Annotated in this window: 30 protein-coding genes and 1 pseudogene; 3 read left to right on the top strand and 28 right to left on the bottom strand. The window is 42.6% G+C overall.

Going from position 1 to position 18,000, the window contains the following annotated elements; all coding sequences use genetic code 11:
• Window position 1 precedes the first annotated feature (1 nt).
• The 28 genes and pseudogenes from AC1M9P_RS04145 to AC1M9P_RS04010 form a co-directional block, all read right to left on the bottom strand.
• Complete coding sequence (locus AC1M9P_RS04145; RefSeq protein ID WP_035265161.1) at window positions 2–1,009, bottom strand: DNA-directed RNA polymerase subunit alpha; 1,008 nt, start codon at window positions 1,007–1,009, stop codon at window positions 2–4.
• A 17-nt stretch (window positions 1,010–1,026) separates the two neighbouring features.
• Entirely contained in the window at window positions 1,027–1,653 is a 627-nt protein-coding gene (rpsD, locus tag AC1M9P_RS04140; protein WP_035265160.1) for a 30S ribosomal protein S4, read from the bottom strand.
• Window positions 1,654–1,665: 12 nt separating this feature from the next.
• Entirely contained in the window at window positions 1,666–2,052 is a 387-nt protein-coding gene (rpsK, locus tag AC1M9P_RS04135; RefSeq protein WP_001040166.1) for a 30S ribosomal protein S11, read from the bottom strand.
• 19 nt (window positions 2,053–2,071) lie between these two features.
• A complete protein-coding gene (rpsM, locus tag AC1M9P_RS04130) occupies window positions 2,072–2,428 on the bottom strand; it encodes a 30S ribosomal protein S13 (RefSeq protein ID WP_035265156.1) in 357 nt (118 codons plus the stop codon).
• Between the two features lie 106 nt (window positions 2,429–2,534).
• Entirely contained in the window at window positions 2,535–2,651 is a 117-nt protein-coding gene (gene rpmJ / locus AC1M9P_RS04125) for a 50S ribosomal protein L36 (protein WP_000867907.1), read from the bottom strand.
• Between the two features lie 20 nt (window positions 2,652–2,671).
• Complete coding sequence (gene secY / locus AC1M9P_RS04120) at window positions 2,672–3,991, bottom strand: preprotein translocase subunit SecY (protein WP_171076742.1); 1,320 nt, start codon at window positions 3,989–3,991, stop codon at window positions 2,672–2,674.
• Between the two features lie 45 nt (window positions 3,992–4,036).
• The gene (rplO, locus tag AC1M9P_RS04115; RefSeq protein WP_481586790.1) at window positions 4,037–4,477 is read right to left on the bottom strand and encodes a 50S ribosomal protein L15; all 441 of its coding nucleotides are present in this window, start codon (window positions 4,475–4,477) and stop codon (window positions 4,037–4,039) included.
• A 3-nt stretch (window positions 4,478–4,480) separates the two neighbouring features.
• On the bottom strand, window positions 4,481–4,657 hold the full coding sequence (rpmD, locus tag AC1M9P_RS04110) for a 50S ribosomal protein L30 (protein WP_004786899.1): 177 nt from the start codon (window positions 4,655–4,657) through the stop codon (window positions 4,481–4,483).
• A 6-nt stretch (window positions 4,658–4,663) separates the two neighbouring features.
• Entirely contained in the window at window positions 4,664–5,161 is a 498-nt protein-coding gene (gene rpsE, locus AC1M9P_RS04105; protein WP_035265141.1) for a 30S ribosomal protein S5, read from the bottom strand.
• A gap of 2 nt (window positions 5,162–5,163) precedes the next feature.
• Entirely contained in the window at window positions 5,164–5,514 is a 351-nt protein-coding gene (rplR, locus tag AC1M9P_RS04100) for a 50S ribosomal protein L18 (protein ID WP_035265138.1), read from the bottom strand.
• 14 nt (window positions 5,515–5,528) lie between these two features.
• The gene (gene rplF, locus AC1M9P_RS04095; RefSeq protein ID WP_035265135.1) at window positions 5,529–6,062 is read right to left on the bottom strand and encodes a 50S ribosomal protein L6; all 534 of its coding nucleotides are present in this window, start codon (window positions 6,060–6,062) and stop codon (window positions 5,529–5,531) included.
• Window positions 6,063–6,075: 13 nt separating this feature from the next.
• Window positions 6,076–6,471, bottom strand: a complete 396-nt coding sequence (rpsH, locus tag AC1M9P_RS04090) for a 30S ribosomal protein S8 (protein ID WP_035265132.1) — start codon at window positions 6,469–6,471, stop codon at window positions 6,076–6,078.
• A 12-nt stretch (window positions 6,472–6,483) separates the two neighbouring features.
• A complete protein-coding gene (gene rpsN / locus AC1M9P_RS04085; RefSeq protein ID WP_067731180.1) occupies window positions 6,484–6,789 on the bottom strand; it encodes a 30S ribosomal protein S14 in 306 nt (101 codons plus the stop codon).
• 9 nt (window positions 6,790–6,798) lie between these two features.
• Window positions 6,799–7,335: a 50S ribosomal protein L5 gene (gene rplE, locus AC1M9P_RS04080; RefSeq protein WP_004809796.1), complete on the bottom strand. Its 537-nt coding sequence runs from the start codon at window positions 7,333–7,335 to the stop codon at window positions 6,799–6,801.
• A gap of 16 nt (window positions 7,336–7,351) precedes the next feature.
• The gene (rplX, locus tag AC1M9P_RS04075; protein WP_035265122.1) at window positions 7,352–7,669 is read right to left on the bottom strand and encodes a 50S ribosomal protein L24; all 318 of its coding nucleotides are present in this window, start codon (window positions 7,667–7,669) and stop codon (window positions 7,352–7,354) included.
• An 11-nt stretch (window positions 7,670–7,680) separates the two neighbouring features.
• A complete protein-coding gene (rplN, locus tag AC1M9P_RS04070; RefSeq protein WP_035265119.1) occupies window positions 7,681–8,049 on the bottom strand; it encodes a 50S ribosomal protein L14 in 369 nt (122 codons plus the stop codon).
• Between the two features lie 91 nt (window positions 8,050–8,140).
• Window positions 8,141–8,398, bottom strand: a complete 258-nt coding sequence (gene rpsQ / locus AC1M9P_RS04065) for a 30S ribosomal protein S17 (protein ID WP_004691314.1) — start codon at window positions 8,396–8,398, stop codon at window positions 8,141–8,143.
• Window positions 8,395–8,592 carry a 50S ribosomal protein L29 gene (gene rpmC, locus AC1M9P_RS04060; RefSeq protein WP_035265113.1) on the bottom strand — a complete coding sequence of 66 codons (198 nt, stop codon included), beginning with the start codon at window positions 8,590–8,592 and terminating at the stop codon, window positions 8,395–8,397. The genes rpsQ and rpmC overlap by 4 nt, the downstream gene beginning before the upstream one ends.
• On the bottom strand, window positions 8,592–9,005 hold the full coding sequence (gene rplP, locus AC1M9P_RS04055; protein ID WP_035265110.1) for a 50S ribosomal protein L16: 414 nt from the start codon (window positions 9,003–9,005) through the stop codon (window positions 8,592–8,594). Before rplP ends, rpmC begins: the two co-directional genes overlap by 1 nt.
• A pseudogene (gene rpsC / locus AC1M9P_RS04050) lies at window positions 8,945–9,761 on the bottom strand (30S ribosomal protein S3). The gene rplP and the pseudogene rpsC overlap by 61 nt, the downstream one beginning before the upstream one ends.
• 1 nt (window position 9,762) lies before the next feature.
• Complete coding sequence (gene rplV, locus AC1M9P_RS04045) at window positions 9,763–10,092, bottom strand: 50S ribosomal protein L22 (protein WP_035265103.1); 330 nt, start codon at window positions 10,090–10,092, stop codon at window positions 9,763–9,765.
• 11 nt (window positions 10,093–10,103) lie between these two features.
• Window positions 10,104–10,379 (bottom strand): 30S ribosomal protein S19, encoded by a 276-nt coding sequence (rpsS, locus tag AC1M9P_RS04040; RefSeq protein WP_004281508.1) that lies wholly within the window; start codon window positions 10,377–10,379, stop codon window positions 10,104–10,106.
• Window positions 10,380–10,398: 19 nt separating this feature from the next.
• A complete protein-coding gene (gene rplB / locus AC1M9P_RS04035; RefSeq protein WP_035265099.1) occupies window positions 10,399–11,223 on the bottom strand; it encodes a 50S ribosomal protein L2 in 825 nt (274 codons plus the stop codon).
• An 11-nt stretch (window positions 11,224–11,234) separates the two neighbouring features.
• Entirely contained in the window at window positions 11,235–11,555 is a 321-nt protein-coding gene (gene rplW / locus AC1M9P_RS04030) for a 50S ribosomal protein L23 (protein WP_035265097.1), read from the bottom strand.
• A complete protein-coding gene (gene rplD / locus AC1M9P_RS04025; protein ID WP_035265093.1) occupies window positions 11,552–12,154 on the bottom strand; it encodes a 50S ribosomal protein L4 in 603 nt (200 codons plus the stop codon). Before rplD ends, rplW begins: the two co-directional genes overlap by 4 nt.
• 11 nt (window positions 12,155–12,165) lie before the next feature.
• A complete protein-coding gene (rplC, locus tag AC1M9P_RS04020; protein ID WP_035265091.1) occupies window positions 12,166–12,804 on the bottom strand; it encodes a 50S ribosomal protein L3 in 639 nt (212 codons plus the stop codon).
• Window positions 12,805–12,863: 59 nt separating this feature from the next.
• Window positions 12,864–13,175 carry a 30S ribosomal protein S10 gene (gene rpsJ, locus AC1M9P_RS04015; RefSeq protein WP_004725677.1) on the bottom strand — a complete coding sequence of 104 codons (312 nt, stop codon included), beginning with the start codon at window positions 13,173–13,175 and terminating at the stop codon, window positions 12,864–12,866.
• A 235-nt stretch (window positions 13,176–13,410) separates the two neighbouring features.
• On the bottom strand, window positions 13,411–14,169 hold the full coding sequence (locus AC1M9P_RS04010) for a type 1 glutamine amidotransferase (protein WP_481586789.1): 759 nt from the start codon (window positions 14,167–14,169) through the stop codon (window positions 13,411–13,413).
• Between the two features lie 152 nt (window positions 14,170–14,321).
• Between AC1M9P_RS04010 and AC1M9P_RS04005 the strand changes: the two genes are divergently transcribed.
• The 3 genes from AC1M9P_RS04005 (at window position 14,322) to AC1M9P_RS03995 (ending at window position 17,998) form a co-directional block, all read left to right on the top strand.
• Window positions 14,322–15,524 carry a PLP-dependent transferase gene (locus tag AC1M9P_RS04005; protein WP_481586788.1) on the top strand — a complete coding sequence of 401 codons (1,203 nt, stop codon included), beginning with the start codon at window positions 14,322–14,324 and terminating at the stop codon, window positions 15,522–15,524.
• A 12-nt stretch (window positions 15,525–15,536) separates the two neighbouring features.
• The gene (locus tag AC1M9P_RS04000; protein WP_481586787.1) at window positions 15,537–17,087 is read left to right on the top strand and encodes a helicase HerA-like domain-containing protein; all 1,551 of its coding nucleotides are present in this window, start codon (window positions 15,537–15,539) and stop codon (window positions 17,085–17,087) included.
• A gap of 149 nt (window positions 17,088–17,236) precedes the next feature.
• Window positions 17,237–17,998, top strand: a complete 762-nt coding sequence (locus AC1M9P_RS03995; protein WP_481586786.1) for a globin domain-containing protein — start codon at window positions 17,237–17,239, stop codon at window positions 17,996–17,998.
• The last annotated feature ends 2 nt before the right edge of the window (window positions 17,999–18,000 follow it).

Below are 18,000 nucleotides of genomic sequence, written 5' to 3'. Positions count from 1 at the left end.
ATTAACGACTACGATAGGCAAAACGATCGTCCATACGTAAACTAGCTGGTGGCCAGTTTTCTAAACGCATGCCGAGTTGTAAGCCTTTTGAAGCCAGAACATCTTTGATCTCAGTCAACGATTTTTTACCTAAGTTAGGAGTTTTTAACAACTCAACTTCAGTACGTTGAACAAGATCACCAATGTAGTAAATATTTTCTGCTTTCAAACAGTTAGCAGAACGAACAGTAAGCTCTAGATCATCTACTGGACGAAGCAAGATTGGGTCAACTTCTTCACGAGGTTCTTGAGCAACTGGAGCTTGATCTTTCTGAAGATCAACAAAGATTGCAATTTGTTGTTGCAAGATTGTTGCCGCTTTACGGATCGCTTCTTCAGGATCAACAGTCCCGTTTGTTTCAAGATCAATGACCAACTTGTCAAGGTCTGTACGTTGTTCTACACGAGCATTTTCAACTGTGTAAGAAACACGTTTAATCGGGCTATAAGACGCATCTAATTGTAAACGTCCCACTGGGCGAGTTTCACCTTCTGGGAAGCGAGAATCAGAAGTCTCATAACCACGACCTTGAACAACTTTCAAGCGCATTTTCAATGAGCCTGAAGCACTTAACGTGCCGATCAAATGTTCAGGGTTAACCACTTCAACATTGTGAGGTAAACGAAGATCAGCGGCAGTTACATCGCCAGGACCTTGTTTCTCTAACGTCAAATATGCTTCATTTTGATCGAACAGCTTAATAGACAATCCTTTAAGGTTCAGCAAGAGCTCGACGATGTCCTGCTGCAAGCCTTCTAAAGTACTGTACTCGTGCTCGACGCCTTCAATCTCAACTTCAACCACAGCAGCGCCAGGCAAAGATGATAAAAGAATGCGACGTAAAGCATTACCTAGAGTATGACCAAAGCCACGCTCTAAAGGTTCTAGAATCACTTTTGCCGAGGTCCCGCTTGCCGCTTCGACCTTGATCGCTTGCGGAGTTAGAAACTCGTTTGCAGTACGCGTCATTATTGCTACCTCAAGGATTATTTAGAATACAATTCAACAATCAAGCTTTCGTTGATTTCAGCAGGTAAATCAGAACGATCAGGTGCAGATTTGAATGTACCTTCTAATTTAGAATGGTCAACTTCCATCCAAGAAGGAGTTCCACGTTGAGCAGCCAATTCAATTGCGTTTTTAATACGTAATTGTTGTTTAGCGCCTTCGTGTACTGCAATCACGTCACCAGCTTTAACTTGGATTGACGCGATGTTAACACGACGACCATTTAAAGTGATTGAACGGTGAGATACAAGCTGACGAGCTTCTGCACGTGTAGAACCAAAGCCCATACGATAAACAACGTTATCTAAACGGCTTTCAAGCAATTTCAACAAGTTTTCACCTGTTGCGCCTTTAACACGAGCAGCTTCTTTATAGTAGTTACTAAATTGACGTTCTAAAACACCGTACATACGACGTACTTTTTGTTTTTCACGTAATTGTAGTGAGTACTCTGATTGTTTACCACCACGAGCTCCACCATGTTGGCCAGGAGCTTTAGCATGTTTTTTTGTCTTAACATCAAACGGTTTAACGCCTGATTTAAGTTGCAGGTCTGTCCCTTCGCGGCGAGAGAGTTTGCATTTTGGACCAATATAACGAGCCATGAATGTTTCTCCTTACACGCGACGTTTTTTAGGTGGACGGCAACCGTTGTGAGGAATTGGAGTCACATCGGTAATGCTATTAATTTTATAACCCACTGCACCTAAAGCACGAACCGCAGATTCACGACCTGGACCAGGACCTTTAACAAGGACGTCCAAGTTTTTCAAACCGTAATCTAAAGCAGCTTTACCAGCAACTTCAGCAGCTACCTGAGCAGCAAACGGAGTTGATTTACGTGATCCACGGAAGCCTTGTCCACCTGAAGTGGCCCAAGCCAGTGCATTACCTTGACGATCGGTAATAGTCACAATGGTGTTATTAAAAGAAGCGTGAATGTGTGCAACACCTTCAGAGACGGTACGAGTGACCTTCTTGCGTGTGCGAGTATCTTTAGCCATCTTTTAGCTTCCAGAAATCTTATTTCTTAATAGGTTTGCGCGGACCTTTACGGGTACGTGCGTTAGTTTTGGTGCGTTGTCCGCGGACAGGCAAGCTGCGACGATGACGAAGACCGCGGTAGCAGCCTAAATCCATTAAACGTTTAATGTTCATGGAAATTTCGCGACGTAAGTCACCTTCGGTCGGAACCTTAGCAACTTCTGCACGAATCGCATCAAGCTGAGCGTCATCTAATTCACGGATCTTAGTAGTTGGTGCAATACCAGTTGCAGCTAAGATTTGCTTAGCAGTATGGCGGCCAATACCAAAGATATACGTAAGAGAGATAACAGCATGCTTGTTATCCGGAATGTTTACACCGGCAATACGAGCCATTCACTTTCTCCAAAAAGGCAGTAGAGATAATCAACCGCCCCACAAAATCTTTGAGGGGCGGATAATAACCTAATTAGCCTACTGAAATCAACAGGTCTTGATCAGATTAACCTTGACGCTGCTTATGACGAGGTTCAGCGCTACAAATCACGCGGATTACCCCATTACGACGGATAACTTTACAGCTACCACAAATTTTCTTTACAGAAGCTTGAACTTTCATGATGAAACCTCTAAGTGCGCTTATCCCTTAGGATGAGCAGTCGTTTTACTCATTAGTGTTTGATTATCATATTGGCGCGATGTGAGGTGTGCCTGTAGCTGAGCCATAAAGTCCATAACTACAACAACCACGATCAACAGCGATGTACCACCCAAATGGAATGGAATACCAAAAGAACTTTGAAGTACCATCGGCATTAAACATACAACAGTGATATAAATCGAACCGATAAATGTTAAACGACTAAGAATATGATCTAAATAACGAGCAGTTTGCTCACCTGGGCGGATACCAGGTACATAAGCTCCACTACGCTTTAAGTTTTCTGATACTTCTTTAGGACTGAAAACTAGTGCCGTATAAAAATAACAGAAGAAAATAATAAGCGCACCGAATAGCACCAAATATAATGGTTGTCCAGGCGATAAAACTAATGCCAAATCTTGTAGTGTACGCTTAACGATCCCTGCATTAGGATCAGAACTACCTAACCATTGACCTAAACTTGCAGGAAACAGCAATAACGAACTTGCGAAAATTGCTGGAATTACACCCGCCATATTTATTTTTAATGGTAAGTGAGTCTGTTGTGCAGTAAATACTCGGCGACCTTGCTGCTTTTGAGCATAGTTAACAGGTATACGACGTTGTGCTTTTTCAATAAACACAATCGCAGCTAAAACAGCTAAAGACAATAAGCCAAATATAGCAATACCAATTAAACTTGATTGACCATTTTCCACAAGGGTAAATGATTGCACAACCATACTTGGTAAACCAGCAACAATACCTGCAAAGATGATCATAGAGATCCCATTACCAACACCACGTTCGGTAATTTGCTCTCCCAACCACATTAAGAACATGGTACCTGCAACTAAAGACGTTAATGCAGGAATATAGAATGCTAAACCTGAAGTAAAGGTAATCCCTTGACTTATCAGACCAGCACACATACCAATACCTTGTACAATTGCAAGGAATAATGTGCCGTAACGCGTATATTGGTTAATCTTACGCTTGCCCTGCTCGCCTTCTTTTTTCAATGCTTCCAGCGAAGGAACAACCGTTGACATTAACTGCACGATAATCGATGCAGAAATATACGGCATGATCCCCAACGCAAGAATGGACATTCGTTCCAATGCCCCGCCTGAGAACATATTAAACAAACCAAGGAAAGTACCCTGGTTTGCATTAAAGAAACGTTCTAAAGCGACATTATCAATACCTGGCAGCGGAATATGCGCTCCTAGTCGAAAGACCACCAAAGCACCAATTAAAAACATTAATCGGCGAATAATTTCACGATATTTCACGTGAAATGGTTGACCTTTCATCATGTGAACATGACCTGTAGAACTAGGAGACATAGACACTCGCGATTACTCCTCGACTTTACCGCCAGCAGCTTCAACAGCAGCTTTAGCGCCTTTAGTCAATGCAACACCTTGAACAGTGAATGCACGAGTGATTTCACCAGAAAGAACGATACGAGCACGAATCATATCTTTACGTACAACGTTCGCTGCTTTTAAAGTTTCAAGAGTAACGATATCGCCTTCAACTTTGTTAAGTTCAGACAAACGTACTTCAGCAGTTTTCAAAGCCAATTGGCTAGTGAAACCGAACTTAGGTAGACGACGATATAATGCAGTTTGACCACCCTCAAAACCTGGACGAGTACCACCGCTCTTACGTGAGTTTTGACCTTTGACACCACGGCCACCAGTCTTACCAACGCCAGAACCAATACCACGGCCTAAACGAAGGTTATCACGTTTAGCACCTTCTGCAGGTGCAATTGTATTTAAACGCAGAGTCATGGCTTATTCCTCTACACTAACCATATAGTAAACTTGATTGATCATACCACGGTTAGAAGGAGTATCTTGAACTTCTACAGTGTGACCAATACGACGCAGACCTAAACCTTTAAGGCTAAGCTTGTGATTTTTCAAGCGATGCGATGCAGATTTAGTCTGGGTAACTTTAATCGTTTTCATGATTGATTACCCTTGAATTTGTGCTACTGAAAGACCACGTTTCGCAGCAACTTTCTCAGGAGAAGTCATATCACGCAGACCATTGAAAGTCGCGTTTACTACGTTCGCAGCGTTAGTAGAACCATAACATTTAGTTAATACGTTACGTACACCAACAGCTTCTAAAACAGCACGCATAGCGCCACCAGCAATTACACCAGTACCTTCAGAAGCAGGTTGCATGTAAACACGGCTAGCACCGTGACGAGCGTTGATAGGGTGCTGAACAGTACCATCAACAAGTTCAACAGTAATCATGTTGCGACGAGCAGCTTCAAGTGCTTTAGAAATAGCAGCTGGAACTTCACGAGCTTTACCACGACCAAAACCTACGCGACCATTACCATCACCCACAACAGTTAATGCTGTGAAAGAGAAGATACGACCACCCTTAACAACTTTGGCTACACGATCAACGGCAACCAGCTTTTCAACAAGACCTTCGTTTTGTTCAACTTTAGCCATGATTAGAACTCCAAGCCGTTTTCACGAGCAGCATCAGCCAAGGCTTTGATACGACCATGATATTTGAAACCAGAACGGTCAAATGCAACTTTAGTTACGCCAGCTGCTTTAGCACGTTCAGCGATTAAAGCACCAACTTTAGTAGCTGCTTCAACGTTACCTGTAGTACCACTACGTAACGTAGCATCTAAAGTAGAAGCTTGCGCTAATACTTTGCCACCATCTGCTGAGATTACTTGAGCATAGATGTGACGCGGAGTGCGGTTTACACACAAACGAGTCGCACCCAATGCACGGATGTGCAAGCGTGTGCTTTTCGCACGACGCAAACGGGTTTGTTTCTTTTCGTTCATAAGAACCTCGCGCCTTATTTCTTCTTAGCTTCTTTACGAAGTACAACTTCATCAGAATAACGAACACCTTTACCTTTATATGGCTCTGGCGGACGGTAACCACGGATATCTGCAGCAACTTGACCTAAAGCTGCTTTATCAGCAGATTTAAGCACGATTTCAGTAGCTGTAGGAGTTTCAGCAGTTACACCTTCAGGAAGGTTGTAATCGATCGGGTGAGAGAAACCTAGGTTAAGGTGAACTGTGTTCCCTTTAACCGCAGCTTTATAACCAACACCGATAAGTTGTAACTTACGTTCGAAACCTTCGCTAACACCTTTAACAAGGTTGTTAAGCACAGCGCGAGCAGTACCAGCTTGCATCCAAGCATCTTTAGATTCAGCTTTAGGAGCAACAGCTAGAATACCGTCTTCCTGTTTTAGCTCGACCAGCGCATGCAGGTTGAAAGACAAAGTACCTTTGCTGCCTTTCACTTCGACCTGCCGGCCGTTCTGAGTAACTGTTACACCGTTAGGTACAGTTACTGGGGCTTTAGCCACACGAGACATGAGGAATCACCTATTAAGAAACAAAAGCAATAACTTCACCACCGATACCTGCAGCACGTGCAGCGCGATCAGTCATGATGCCTTTGCTTGTAGAAACAATTGCAATACCTAAACCTTGCTTAACGCTTGGAAGGTTATCTTTACCGCGATATTGACGTAAACCTGGACGGCTAACGCGCTTCACAGTTTCAATAACTGGTTTGCCTTCGAAATATTTTAAAGTCAAAGTAAGTGTTGGTTTGCCTTCAGCATCCGCAACAGCTACGTCAGCGATATAACCTTCTTGTTGAAGAACGTTAGCAATCGCAACTTTTAACTTTGAGTTTGGCATAGAAACAGTTTGTTTCTTCGCCATTTGTGCGTTACGAACACGTGTTAACATGTCGGCAACGGTATCTTGCATACTCATTTATAGTGCTCCTTACCAGCTTGCCTTAACAACGCCTGGCACATCACCTTGCATTACTGTGTCACGTAATTTGTTACGGCTTAAACCGAACTTACGGAAGTAACCATGAGGACGACCAGTTAAACCACAACGGTTACGAAGACGTACTGGAGATGCATTACGTGGTAATGCTTGTAACTTCATCATCGCTTCGAAACGCTCTTCGTCGCTTGCATTTACGTTTGCAATAACAGCTTTTAATTCAGCACGTTTTGCAGCGTATTTAGCAACAGTAGCTTCGCGTTTCAATTCGCGATTAATCATACCTTTCTTAGCCATATCGACCTCTTATTTGAACGGGAAGCCGAATGCACGCATAAGCGCACGGCCTTCGTCATCGGTGCGAGCAGTCGTAGTGATGGTAATATCCATACCACGAATACGGTCAATCTTATCAAAATCGATCTCAGGGAACATGATCTGTTCTTTAAGACCCATAGAGTAGTTACCACGACCGTCAAATGATTTCGCAGAGAAACCACGGAAGTCACGGATACGAGGGATCGCGATAGAGATCAAACGGTCTAAGAATTCGTACATGCGTTCGCCGCGTAAAGTAACTTTACAACCAATCGGCCAACCATCACGGATTTTGAAACCAGCGATAGATTTACGAGCTAACGTAAGAACTGGTTTTTGACCAGCGATAGCTTGCATATCAGAAAGAGCACCATCAAGGAGTTTTTTGTCAGCAGCAGCTGCACCAACACCCATATTGATCGTGATTTTAGTGATGCGAGGGATCTCCATCACATTCTTAACGCCCAATTGTTCTTGTAATTGAGCTTTAAGTTCGTCGTTGTAACGCGCTTTAAGTCTGGCCATTGCCTATTTCAACCTATTACTTCGCTACCGCCACTGATTCACCATTTGATTTGTAAACGCGAGTTTTCACGCCATCAATCACTTGGTAACCAACACGGTCAGCCTTTTGGGTTGTAGCATTAAAAATTGCCACGTTAGAGATATGAAGCAAAGCTTCTTGTGTAACGATAGCGCCTTCAGCACCTGTTGCACGGTTAGGCTTTTGATGCTTCTTAACTAAGTTAAGACCTTCAACCTTAACTCGGTCATTAGAAACAGACAAAACAGTACCTTGTTTGCCTTTTTCTTTACCTGCGATCACGATTACTTGATCGCCTTTTTTAATCTTAGCCATGATTGCCTCTATTATAGAACTTCAGGAGCCAATGAAATGATTTTCATGAACTGTTCAGTACGAAGTTCACGAGTCACTGGTCCGAAAATACGAGTAGCAATCGGAGCTTTGTTGTTGTTCAAAATAACAGCAGCGTTATCATCGAAACGAATAACAGAACCATCTGGACGACGGATACCGAATTTTGTACGTACAACTACTGCATTCATTACGTCGCCTTTTTTAACACGGCCACGTGGAATTGCTTCTTTTACAGTAACTTTAATAATGTCGCCAACTGAAGCATAACGACGATGTGAACCACCAAGTACTTTAATACATTGTACGCGGCGAGCACCACTGTTGTCTGCTACGTCGAGCATAGTTTCGGTCTGAATCATTGCCCTACTCCAAAACCGAGCATCACCGGTCACAATTTCGAAAGGCTCAAAGAGTACTCGAAATTGACCGATGATGCAACAAGAACGTTATTTACTCAGCAGCTGCTTCAACAACTTCAACTAAAGTCCAAGACTTAGTTTTAGAAATTGGGCGGCTTTCTTTGATAGTTACAACATCGCCAGTTTTAGCAGTGTTGTTCTCATCATGAGCGTGTAATTTTGTTGAACGGCGGATTGATTTGCCATACAACGGGTGTTGAACGCGGCGTTCGATAAGAACAACGATAGACTTGTCCATCTTGTCGCTTACTACTTTGCCTGTTAACGTGCGAACTGTTTGCTCACTCATTGTGCGTTCCCCTGTTTTTCGGTAAGGAGGGTCTTGATGCGAGCAATAGTTTTACGAGTTAATTGCACTTCGTGCGATTTACCCAATTGACCAGTTGCTTTAGCCATGCGAAGACGGAATTGGTTCAACTGTTGCTCATCAAGCAAAGCTGTCAATTCTTCTACCGACTTTTCACGTAGATCTTTAGTTTTCATTACATTACCGTCCGAGTCACGATAGTGGTTTTAAACGGAAGTTTAGCAGCAGCAAGCGTAAATGCTTCACGCGCTAATTCTTCGTTCACACCTTCCATTTCGTACAGGATCTTACCTGGTTTGATTTCACAAACCCAATATTCCACAGAACCTTTACCTTTACCCATACGAACTTCTAATGGTTTTTCAGTAATTGGTTTGTCCGGGAATACACGGATAAAGATCTTACCACCACGTTTTACACGACGGCTGATTGTACGACGCGCTGCTTCAATTTGACGCGCAGTCATGCGACCACGTTCAACTGATTTAAGTGCGATAGTACCAAAAGATACTGTGCTACCGCGATGTGCTAGACCAGTGTTACGGCCTTTTTGCACTTTACGGAATTTAGTACGTTTAGGTTGCAACATGGATTATTCTCCTTTTTCAGCAGAACGATCATTGCGACGACCACGACGCTCTTGACCTTCACCACGACCGCGACCACGTTTAGCTGGACGTTCTTCAGCTGGAGCTGGGTTCATGACTTGTTTCATGCCGCCCAAGATCTCACCACGGAAGATCCAAACTTTAACGCCGATCGTACCGTAAGTAGTTTCTGCGCGAACCGCTGAATAGTCGATGTCAGCACGAAGAGTATGTAGAGGTACACGACCTTCACGATACCATTCAGTACGTGCAATCTCTGCACCGCCTAAACGACCAGAAACTTCAACTTTGATACCTTTCGCACCAGCACGCATAGTGTTTTGAACCGCACGCTTCATAGCACGACGGAACATTACACGTTTTTCTAATTGAGAAGCAATTGCTTCACCAACTAGACGAGCGTCTAAATCTGGACGATCAATTTCGTTGATGCTTACTTGCGCTGGAACACCCATAATATTGGTAAGTTCGCGCTGTAATTTTTCAATGTCTTCGCCTTTTTTACCGATTACGATACCAGGACGAGCAGTGCTAATTGTTACTTTAGCAGCACCTGTTGGACGTTCGATAAGAATATTGCTTACCATCGCATTCTTGAGTTTTTTATTCAAAAACTCACGAACTTGAAGATCTTTAAGCAAGTATTCAGCGTATTGTTTCGGATTCGCATACCAGTTAGCGTTATGACGTTTCACAACACCTAGGCGGATACCGATTGGATGAACCTTCTGACCCATATCAAACCCCTACCTTAACGGTGATGTGACAAGTACGCTTAGTAATACGATCTGCACGGCCTTTAGCACGTGGCAAAATACGTTTAAGGCTCATGCCTTCATCAACGTAGATCGTAGAAACTTTAAGATCGTCTACATCTAAACTGTTATTATGTTCAGCGTTTGCAATCGCAGATTCCAACGCTTTCTTAACTAAAACTGCAGCTTTTTTGTTGCTGAAGTTTAGGATGTTAAGAGCGTGCGCAACAGATTTGCCGCGAATCAAGTCTGCAACCAAACGAGCTTTTTGTGCCGAGATAGCGGCACCGCGTAATTTAGCAGTTACTTCCATCATAGCACCTATTAACGTTTAGATTTCTTGTCAACACCGTGACCACGGTAAGTACGAGTCGGTGCAAATTCACCAAGCTTGTGACCAACCATATGCTCAGATACGATTACCGGAACATGGTTACGACCATTGTGTACAGAAATTGTTAAACCAACAAAATCCGGGAGGATCATCGAACGACGCGACCAAGTTTTGATCGGCTTACGGTTATTAGCCGCGATAGCCGCTTCAACCTTAGCGAACAAGTGCGCATCGACGAATGGGCCTTTTTTCAGAGAACGAGGCATTGTCAGATTCCTTTACTTGTTACTTAACGCGACGGTCGCGAATGATCATCTTAGTCGTACGCTTATTGGTACGTGTCTTGTACCCTTTAGCTTTTTGACCCCATGGGCTTACAGGTTGAATACCTTTGTTACGCCCTTCACCACCACCATGTGGGTGATCTACCGGGTTCATCGCCATACCACGAACGGTAGGACGAACACCACGCCAGCGTGAAGCACCAGCTTTACCTAGTGAACGTAAGTTGCTTTCTTGGTTAGAAACTTCACCAAGAACTGCGCGACATTCAACGTGTACTTTACGCATTTCGCCAGAACGTAGACGAATAATTGCGTAAGAACCGTCACGACCCAATAACTGAGCAGAAGCACCAGCAGAACGCACTAATTGTGCGCCTTTACCGATTTTAAGCTCGATATTGTGAAGAGTAGAACCGATAGGCATGTTACGAAGTGGTAAGCAGTTACCTGGACGAATTGGAGCATCGTTACCAGATTGAACTTTATCACCAGCACGTAGACCTTTAGGCGCAATGATATAACGACGCTCACCGTCAGCATACAAAACTAATGCAATGTGTGCAGTACGGTTAGGATCGTATTCGATACGCTCTACAGTCGCAGGAATGCCATCTTTGTTACGTTTAAAGTCAACAATACGGTAATGTTGCTTGTGACCACCACCAACGTGACGTGTAGTAATGTGACCGTTGTTATTACGACCACCAGTACGTTTTTTAGCTTCTACCAACGGAGCATAAGGCGCACCTTTGTGAAGATGGTCGTGAACGACTTTCTCTACAAAGCGACGTCCTGGAGACGTTGGCTTACATTTTTGAATAGGCATAATTCTCGTCCTTATTCCGCTGTGCTTTCAGCGGTATCGCCCAAGTCAGCCATTTCTACATCTTGGCCAGCTTTCAGGGTGACGTATGCTTTTTTAACATCAGAACGACGTCCGATAGTTTTACCAAAGCGTTTAGTCTTACCTTTAGTGATAGTCGTGTTAACTTTAACAACTTCTACACCAAATAATTGTTCAACTGCTTTTTTGATTTCAAGTTTGTTTGCATCGATAGCAACTTTAAACACTTGAACACCAGCAGTTTCACCTAAAACTTGTGCTTTTTCTGAGAATACAGGTCCTTTTAGGACTTGATAGATACGTTCGTTGTTCATCCGAGTTCTACCTCAATTTTCTTAGCAGCAGCTACAGACATAACAACTTTATCGAACGCGATCAAGCTAACAGGATCGATAGCAGCAGCATCAACCACATCAACGTGTGGAAGGTTACGAGCAGCTAGATACAAGTTCTCATCAACAGCATCAGTAACGATTAATGCACGAGTAGCATTCAAGTCGTTAAGTTTTGCAAGCAATTCTTTAGTTTTTGGAGCAGCTACAGCAAACTCTTCAACTAAAACTAAGCGATCTTGACGAACAAGTTCAGCCAGGATGCATTGCATAGCACCGCGATACATTTTACGGTTTACTTTTTGAGACCAGTCTTGTGGACGAGCAGCAAAAGTTTTACCACCGCCAACCCAGATTGGGCTACGAATAGAACCAGCACGAGCGCGACCAGTACCTTTTTGACGGAATGGTTTTTTACCACCGCCAGAAACGTCCGCACGTGATTTCTGAGCTTTTGAACCTTGACGACCACCAGCTAAATAAGCTGTAACAACTTGGTGTACAAGAGCTTCATTGAATTCACGACCGAACGCAACTTCTGATAATTCAACAGCAGAGCCGGAAACAGTATTTAAATTCACGTTATTTCCCCTCAAGCCTTGATAGTAGGACGAACAGTTACGTCACCACCGGTAGCACCAGGAACCGCGCCTTTAACTACAAGAACTGAACGTTCTGTATCGATAGCAACGATTTCAAGACCCTGTGTAGTTACGCGTTCAGCACCTAAATGGCCAGCCATTTTTTTGCCTTTGAATACGCGACCAGGAGTCTGGTTTTGACCTGTAGAACCTAGAACACGGTGAGAAACAGAGTTACCGTGAGTAGCGTCTTGAGTACGGAAGTTCCAACGCTTAACACCACCTTGGAAACCTTTACCTTTAGACTGACCAGTTACGTCAACGATTTGACCCACTGTGAACAAATCTACACCGATAGTTCCGCCAACTTCACGACCTTCAAGATCAGCTTCTGTAACACGGAACTCTTGAACTAAACGACCAGCAGCAACACCCGCTTTAGCGAAGTGACCTTTCTGAGCATTAGTAACGCGAGATTCGCGACGTTCACCAGTAGTGATTTGAATCGCTTGATAACCATCAGTTTCAAGCGTTTTGATTTGAGTGATGCGGTTAGGATCAACCTCAATCACTGTAACAGGTACAGAAACACCAGCATCTGTAAAGATACGTGTCATACCGCACTTGCGACCGACTAAACCAATAGCCATGTGCATAAACCTCTAAAAAAGCGGCTTAATTAACTTAGAGTGTTAATTAACCGAAAGCCTTAACCCAATGCGATCTGAACGTCTACACCAGCTGCAAGATCTAATTTCATCAATGCATCTACAGTTTTGTCTGTAGGTTGAACGATGTCGATCAAACGTTTGTAAGTGCGGATTTCATACTGATCACGCGCGTCTTTGTTAACGTGCGGTGAAGTTAGAACGTTAAAACGCTCGATGCGAGTTGGCATCGGGATTGGACCACAAACTTGTGCGCCAGTACGTTTTGCTGTTTCTACGATCTCTTGAGAAGATTGATCAATTAAACGGTGATCAAAAGACTTCAAACGGATACGGATTCTCTGGTTAGACATACCAGTAAACTCCAAGCCAAATATATAAAGAATCACCCATGACGCATCTCCCCCTGTCCGAAAACAAGGCAAGTGTCAGAGGCAGTGAAAATCACTAAGGTCGTGATCGATGCCACGACTGTAACGATCTAAACAACAATCAACGTTGTTTAGCCCTTAATATCAAAGGGTCGCCCATTATAACGATTGTTTAACTGTTAAGCAAACCTATTTATCATTTTTTCTCAATTTACGGTTAAGCGTTGGCGGCTTTCTTTTGTACACCCTGCCCGAACCCCAATACATAATTAATTGCATCGATCAGCAATTCATTCCCTTTATGAAACCTCGTTTTTTTTGTTTGTTTTAAGGTATCTAAAGATTGTACATAAGCGCCAGAAAATACCTTTTCATGCTCTTCATTCTCAATATACATTTGTAAAACTTTCGGCGTTATTTCTGGATGAAACTGAAAACCCAGCACATTCTTTCCAATTTGGTACATTTGGTTTGCACACACATTATTTTCAGCCAGTCTGACGCCTCCTTTAGGAATCTCAAAAGTCTCACTGTGCCATTGCATTATTTCCAATTCTTTAGGTATTTCAAAGTAATCTGATAAACCATGTTGAGTTCTGAAGACTTTAGTCCAACCTAACTCTTGTTGTTCATTTAAACGTACACTTGCTCCCAAAGCATTGGCTATAAGCTGACCTCCGAGACACAAACCAATTGCAGGCTTGCCCAGTGATAAATATCGACGGATCCATCTTTTTTCTATTTTTAGCCATGGATAATTTACCTCATCATTTACACTCATTGCTCCACCCATGATGATTAGTAAATCAATATCTTCAATTGCTGGTAACGCCTCGATTTCTAATGCCATCTCAACAGGTAATGCAAAAAACTCCGTAGCACTAATTTGCGCTCCAATTGATTTTAAATATTCATAACAACTTCCGAACCCTTCACCAGCAATATGCTGAAAGTAATGCACTTTTAATGGCTTCATTTTCCAACCCGAACTATTCTTATATTGCACTAGCAGTTGCAAAAATGAAGCCAACCTATAGGTTGTTAAATAATTTTAAACAAAGCACAGCTATGCAGTTTTTTAGTAGTATGTTTTGTTAGTTATAAAATGACGGTTTATACAGGTAAATTGTGAAAATAAATACGCAAACTCAACTCATACACAGCCCTAGAAAAGCACCTCAACTTTTAAATAGTATTCAACCCCCTATTTATCGTGCATCAACGATCATTTTTGAAAATACCGATGCTCTTTTCAATCGCCATTGGACCGATGCTTATGACTATAGTTACGGAACGCATGGCACCCCCACTACGTTTACGCTAGGCGACAATATTGCACAATTAGAAGGCGGAGAATACTGCCTACTTGCACCAAGCGGACTCTCTGCAATCAACTTGGTGAATTCTTGTTTTTTAGCACATGGTGATGAAGTTTGGGTCGCTGACAATATTTACGGTCCAAATATGGAGCATCTGCGAAACCTAGAATCACGTTATGGTATTGCCGTTAAGGTCTATAACCCAATTGATGTTGAGAGCTTTAAACCAAGTGATAAAGCTAAGTTAATTTGGTTAGAAGCTGCAGGATCTGTAACACTTGAATTTCCAGATTTAACGAATCTGGTGAAAAAAGCTCAAGCTCATAAGATGCTTACCGCACTTGATAATACTTGGGGAGCGGGTCTAGCTTTTAATGCTTTTGATTTTGGTACAGAACACTTAGCAGTCGATATTACCGTCCATGCACTCACCAAATATCCAAGCGGTGGTGGTGACATTCTCATGGGAAGTGTCGTAACAAAAAACAAGGATTTATACCACAAGCTATTTCGCATGCATGCAATTCAAGGAATTTCTATATCAGGCGATGACACCGCACAGATTCAGCGCAGCCTATCTTCAATGGAACTCCGTTATACGCACCAATCTAAATCAGCGCTAACTTTATTAAGCTGGCTTCAACAGCAAAATGAGTTTGCACAAGTATTGCACCCTGCCAATCCAAAATCTGCAGGTCATACTTTTTGGAAAGAAGTTTGCCTATCAGAATTAAGCGCAGGTTTGATCAGTGTAATTTTTGATAAAAAATATAATCTTCAAGATATACGCAATTTTTGTGATGCTCTCCACCTGTTTAAATTAGGTTTTAGCTGGGGTGGCCCAGTGAGTTTAGTAATGCTCTATCAAATTGATCAAATGCGTGAGCTTGCACATCCACATTTAGAAGAAGGAATATTGGTTCGTTTTTGTATAGGACTGGAACATCCTCACGATTTGATAGAAGATATTCAACAAGCACTCAAAATAATGCAACAACAAAAGATCAAATAAAAAGGAATAATTATGGGCACACCAATTGTCATCGCAAAAAAAACCTCAGATACATCCCAAGAGATTGTTTTACATTCGCAACTGGCAAACCGACATGGCTTGATTGCCGGCGCAACAGGAACAGGTAAAACAGTCACTTTGAAGGTCTTGGCAGAGAGCTTTTCTCGTATTGGTGTGCCAGTATTTTTAGCCGATGCAAAAGGTGATGTATCTAGCCTTGCCAAAGCAGGTGAAAGCAATTCAAAGTTTGATGAACGCATCAAGAGCCTCAATATTGAATCAATTCCATTTAGCGCATCACCTGTGGTTTTTTGGGATTTATTTGGCGAACAAGGTCATCCGATTCGGACTACAGTATCAGAAATTGGTCCATTGCTTTTAGCCCGAATGCTGAATTTGAATGACACCCAAGAAGGTGTGCTTTCTGCGATTTTCCGCATCGCGGATGATCAAGGTTTATTACTGATCGACTTTAAAGACCTCAAGGCGATGATCACTTATGTGACTGAGCATGCAGCTGACTTTAAAGCAGAATACGGCAATCTTTCTCCTGCCAGCTTGGGTGCAATCCAACGTAATTTGCTAGCACTGTCCGATCAAGGCGGTGATCAATTTTTTGGTGAGCCTGCATTAGACCTTATGGATTTTATCCAAACCGATGCACAAGGTCACGGCAATATTAATTTGCTCGCTGCCGATAAATTAATGAACACACCAAAGCTGTATGCGACTTTCTTACTGTGGATGCTTTCCGAACTGTTTGAACAATTACCTGAAGTCGGTGATATGGATAAACCGAAATTGGTATTTTTCTTCGATGAAGCACATTTACTGTTTGACAATACCAGCCCTGCTTTGCAAGAAAAGATCGAACAAGTGGTACGCTTAATCCGCTCTAAGGGAGTAGGTATTTATTTTGTCACACAAAATCCGCTGGATTTACCTGAAAGTGTTTTAGGACAACTGGGCAACCGTGTTCAACATGCACTTCGTGCCTTCACACCAAAAGATCAAAAAGCAGTAAAAACTGCAGCTGATACTTTTAGACCCAATCCTGCATTCAAAGTACAGGACGCCATTACGGAGTTGGCAGTTGGTGAAGCGCTGATTAGCTGTCTAGATGAGAAAGGCACGCCACAAATGGTTGAACGCGGCTGGGTCATACCCCCATATTCATCTTTTACACCTATCACGCTTGAAGAGCGCAAGACGCTCATGACAAACAGTGTGGTTGCAGGTGTTTATGAGCAAGTACTTGATAGAGAAAGTGCTTTTGAAATGCTGCAAAACAAAGTAGTTCAGCGTCAACAACAAGCCGAACAAGAAGCGTTAGCAAAACAACAAGCTAAGGAACAAGAGGCCTACGCGAAGCAAATTGCTAAAGAGCAAGAACGCCTTGCCCGTGAACAACAAAAAGAAGCAGAACGTGCAGCCAAACAACGCGAAAAACTCACCCAAGATATTGTCGGTACGTTTGCTAAAAGTGCTGCACGAAGCCTCGGCGGAAGCACTGGGCAAAAAATTGTACGCGGTCTACTGGGCTCATTATTTGGAAAAAAATAGTCCTCCCTTTACCCATCATTTTTAACTTCATTATGGGATATTTTAATATCCCATAATTATTTTAAGGTTTTCTATGCAAGTCATATTGCAGCTCGACCCCAAAAGATGTATTTTAAATATATCTTTTAATAAAGCCAAAGTTGAAGCTCATGACGCCACAACATATTGAACTTGTAAAAGCGACTGTTCCCGTTCTGCGTGAGAATGGTGTTGCCCTTACGACCTATTTCTATAATCGCATGCTGAACAACAACCCCGAGTTAAAAAATACATTTAACATGGATCATCAAAGTACTGGTCGTCAGCCACGTGCTTTAGCTGCTGCTGTTTTGGCATATGCTGAAAATATTGAAAATCCTACAGTGTTGGCAAAAGCGATTGAGCGAATTACCACTAAACACGTAAGTTTAGACATTCAAGCGGATCAATACTCGATTGTGGGTGAAAACCTTCTGCATTCAATCAGCGAAGTATTAGATGTGCCAATGGACTCTGATCTGATTGCTGCTTGGAAAGCCGCGTATATGCAATTGGCAGACATTTTAATTGGTGTTGAAAAATCAAAATATGAAGCTTTGACTGCACAAAATGGCGGTTGGGCTGGCTGGCGTGAATTTAAACTTACAGCGATTGAAGCTGAAGCTAACACCAAAACCTTAACTTTAGCTGCCAAAGACGGTCACACCATTGCGACGGCTGAAGCAGGTGAATATATTTCGGTGCGAGTCCAAGTACCGGGGCAAGAGATGCGCCAACCACAACAATTTAGCTTTGATGCTGCACAAGCTGACCAGTATCAAATCACAGTGAAAGCGGTAGATGAAGCTACTGAATATTCTGTGGCAAATATCTTATTAAACCACTATCAAGTAGGTGATGTTGTTGAGGTATCTGCGCCACTAAAAAATTGATT

Source organism: Acinetobacter sp. 25-47-122, assembly GCF_056779695.1.
The sequence above is the reverse complement of the archived record's forward strand: the minus strand, read 5'-3'. Positions and strand labels throughout refer to the sequence as shown.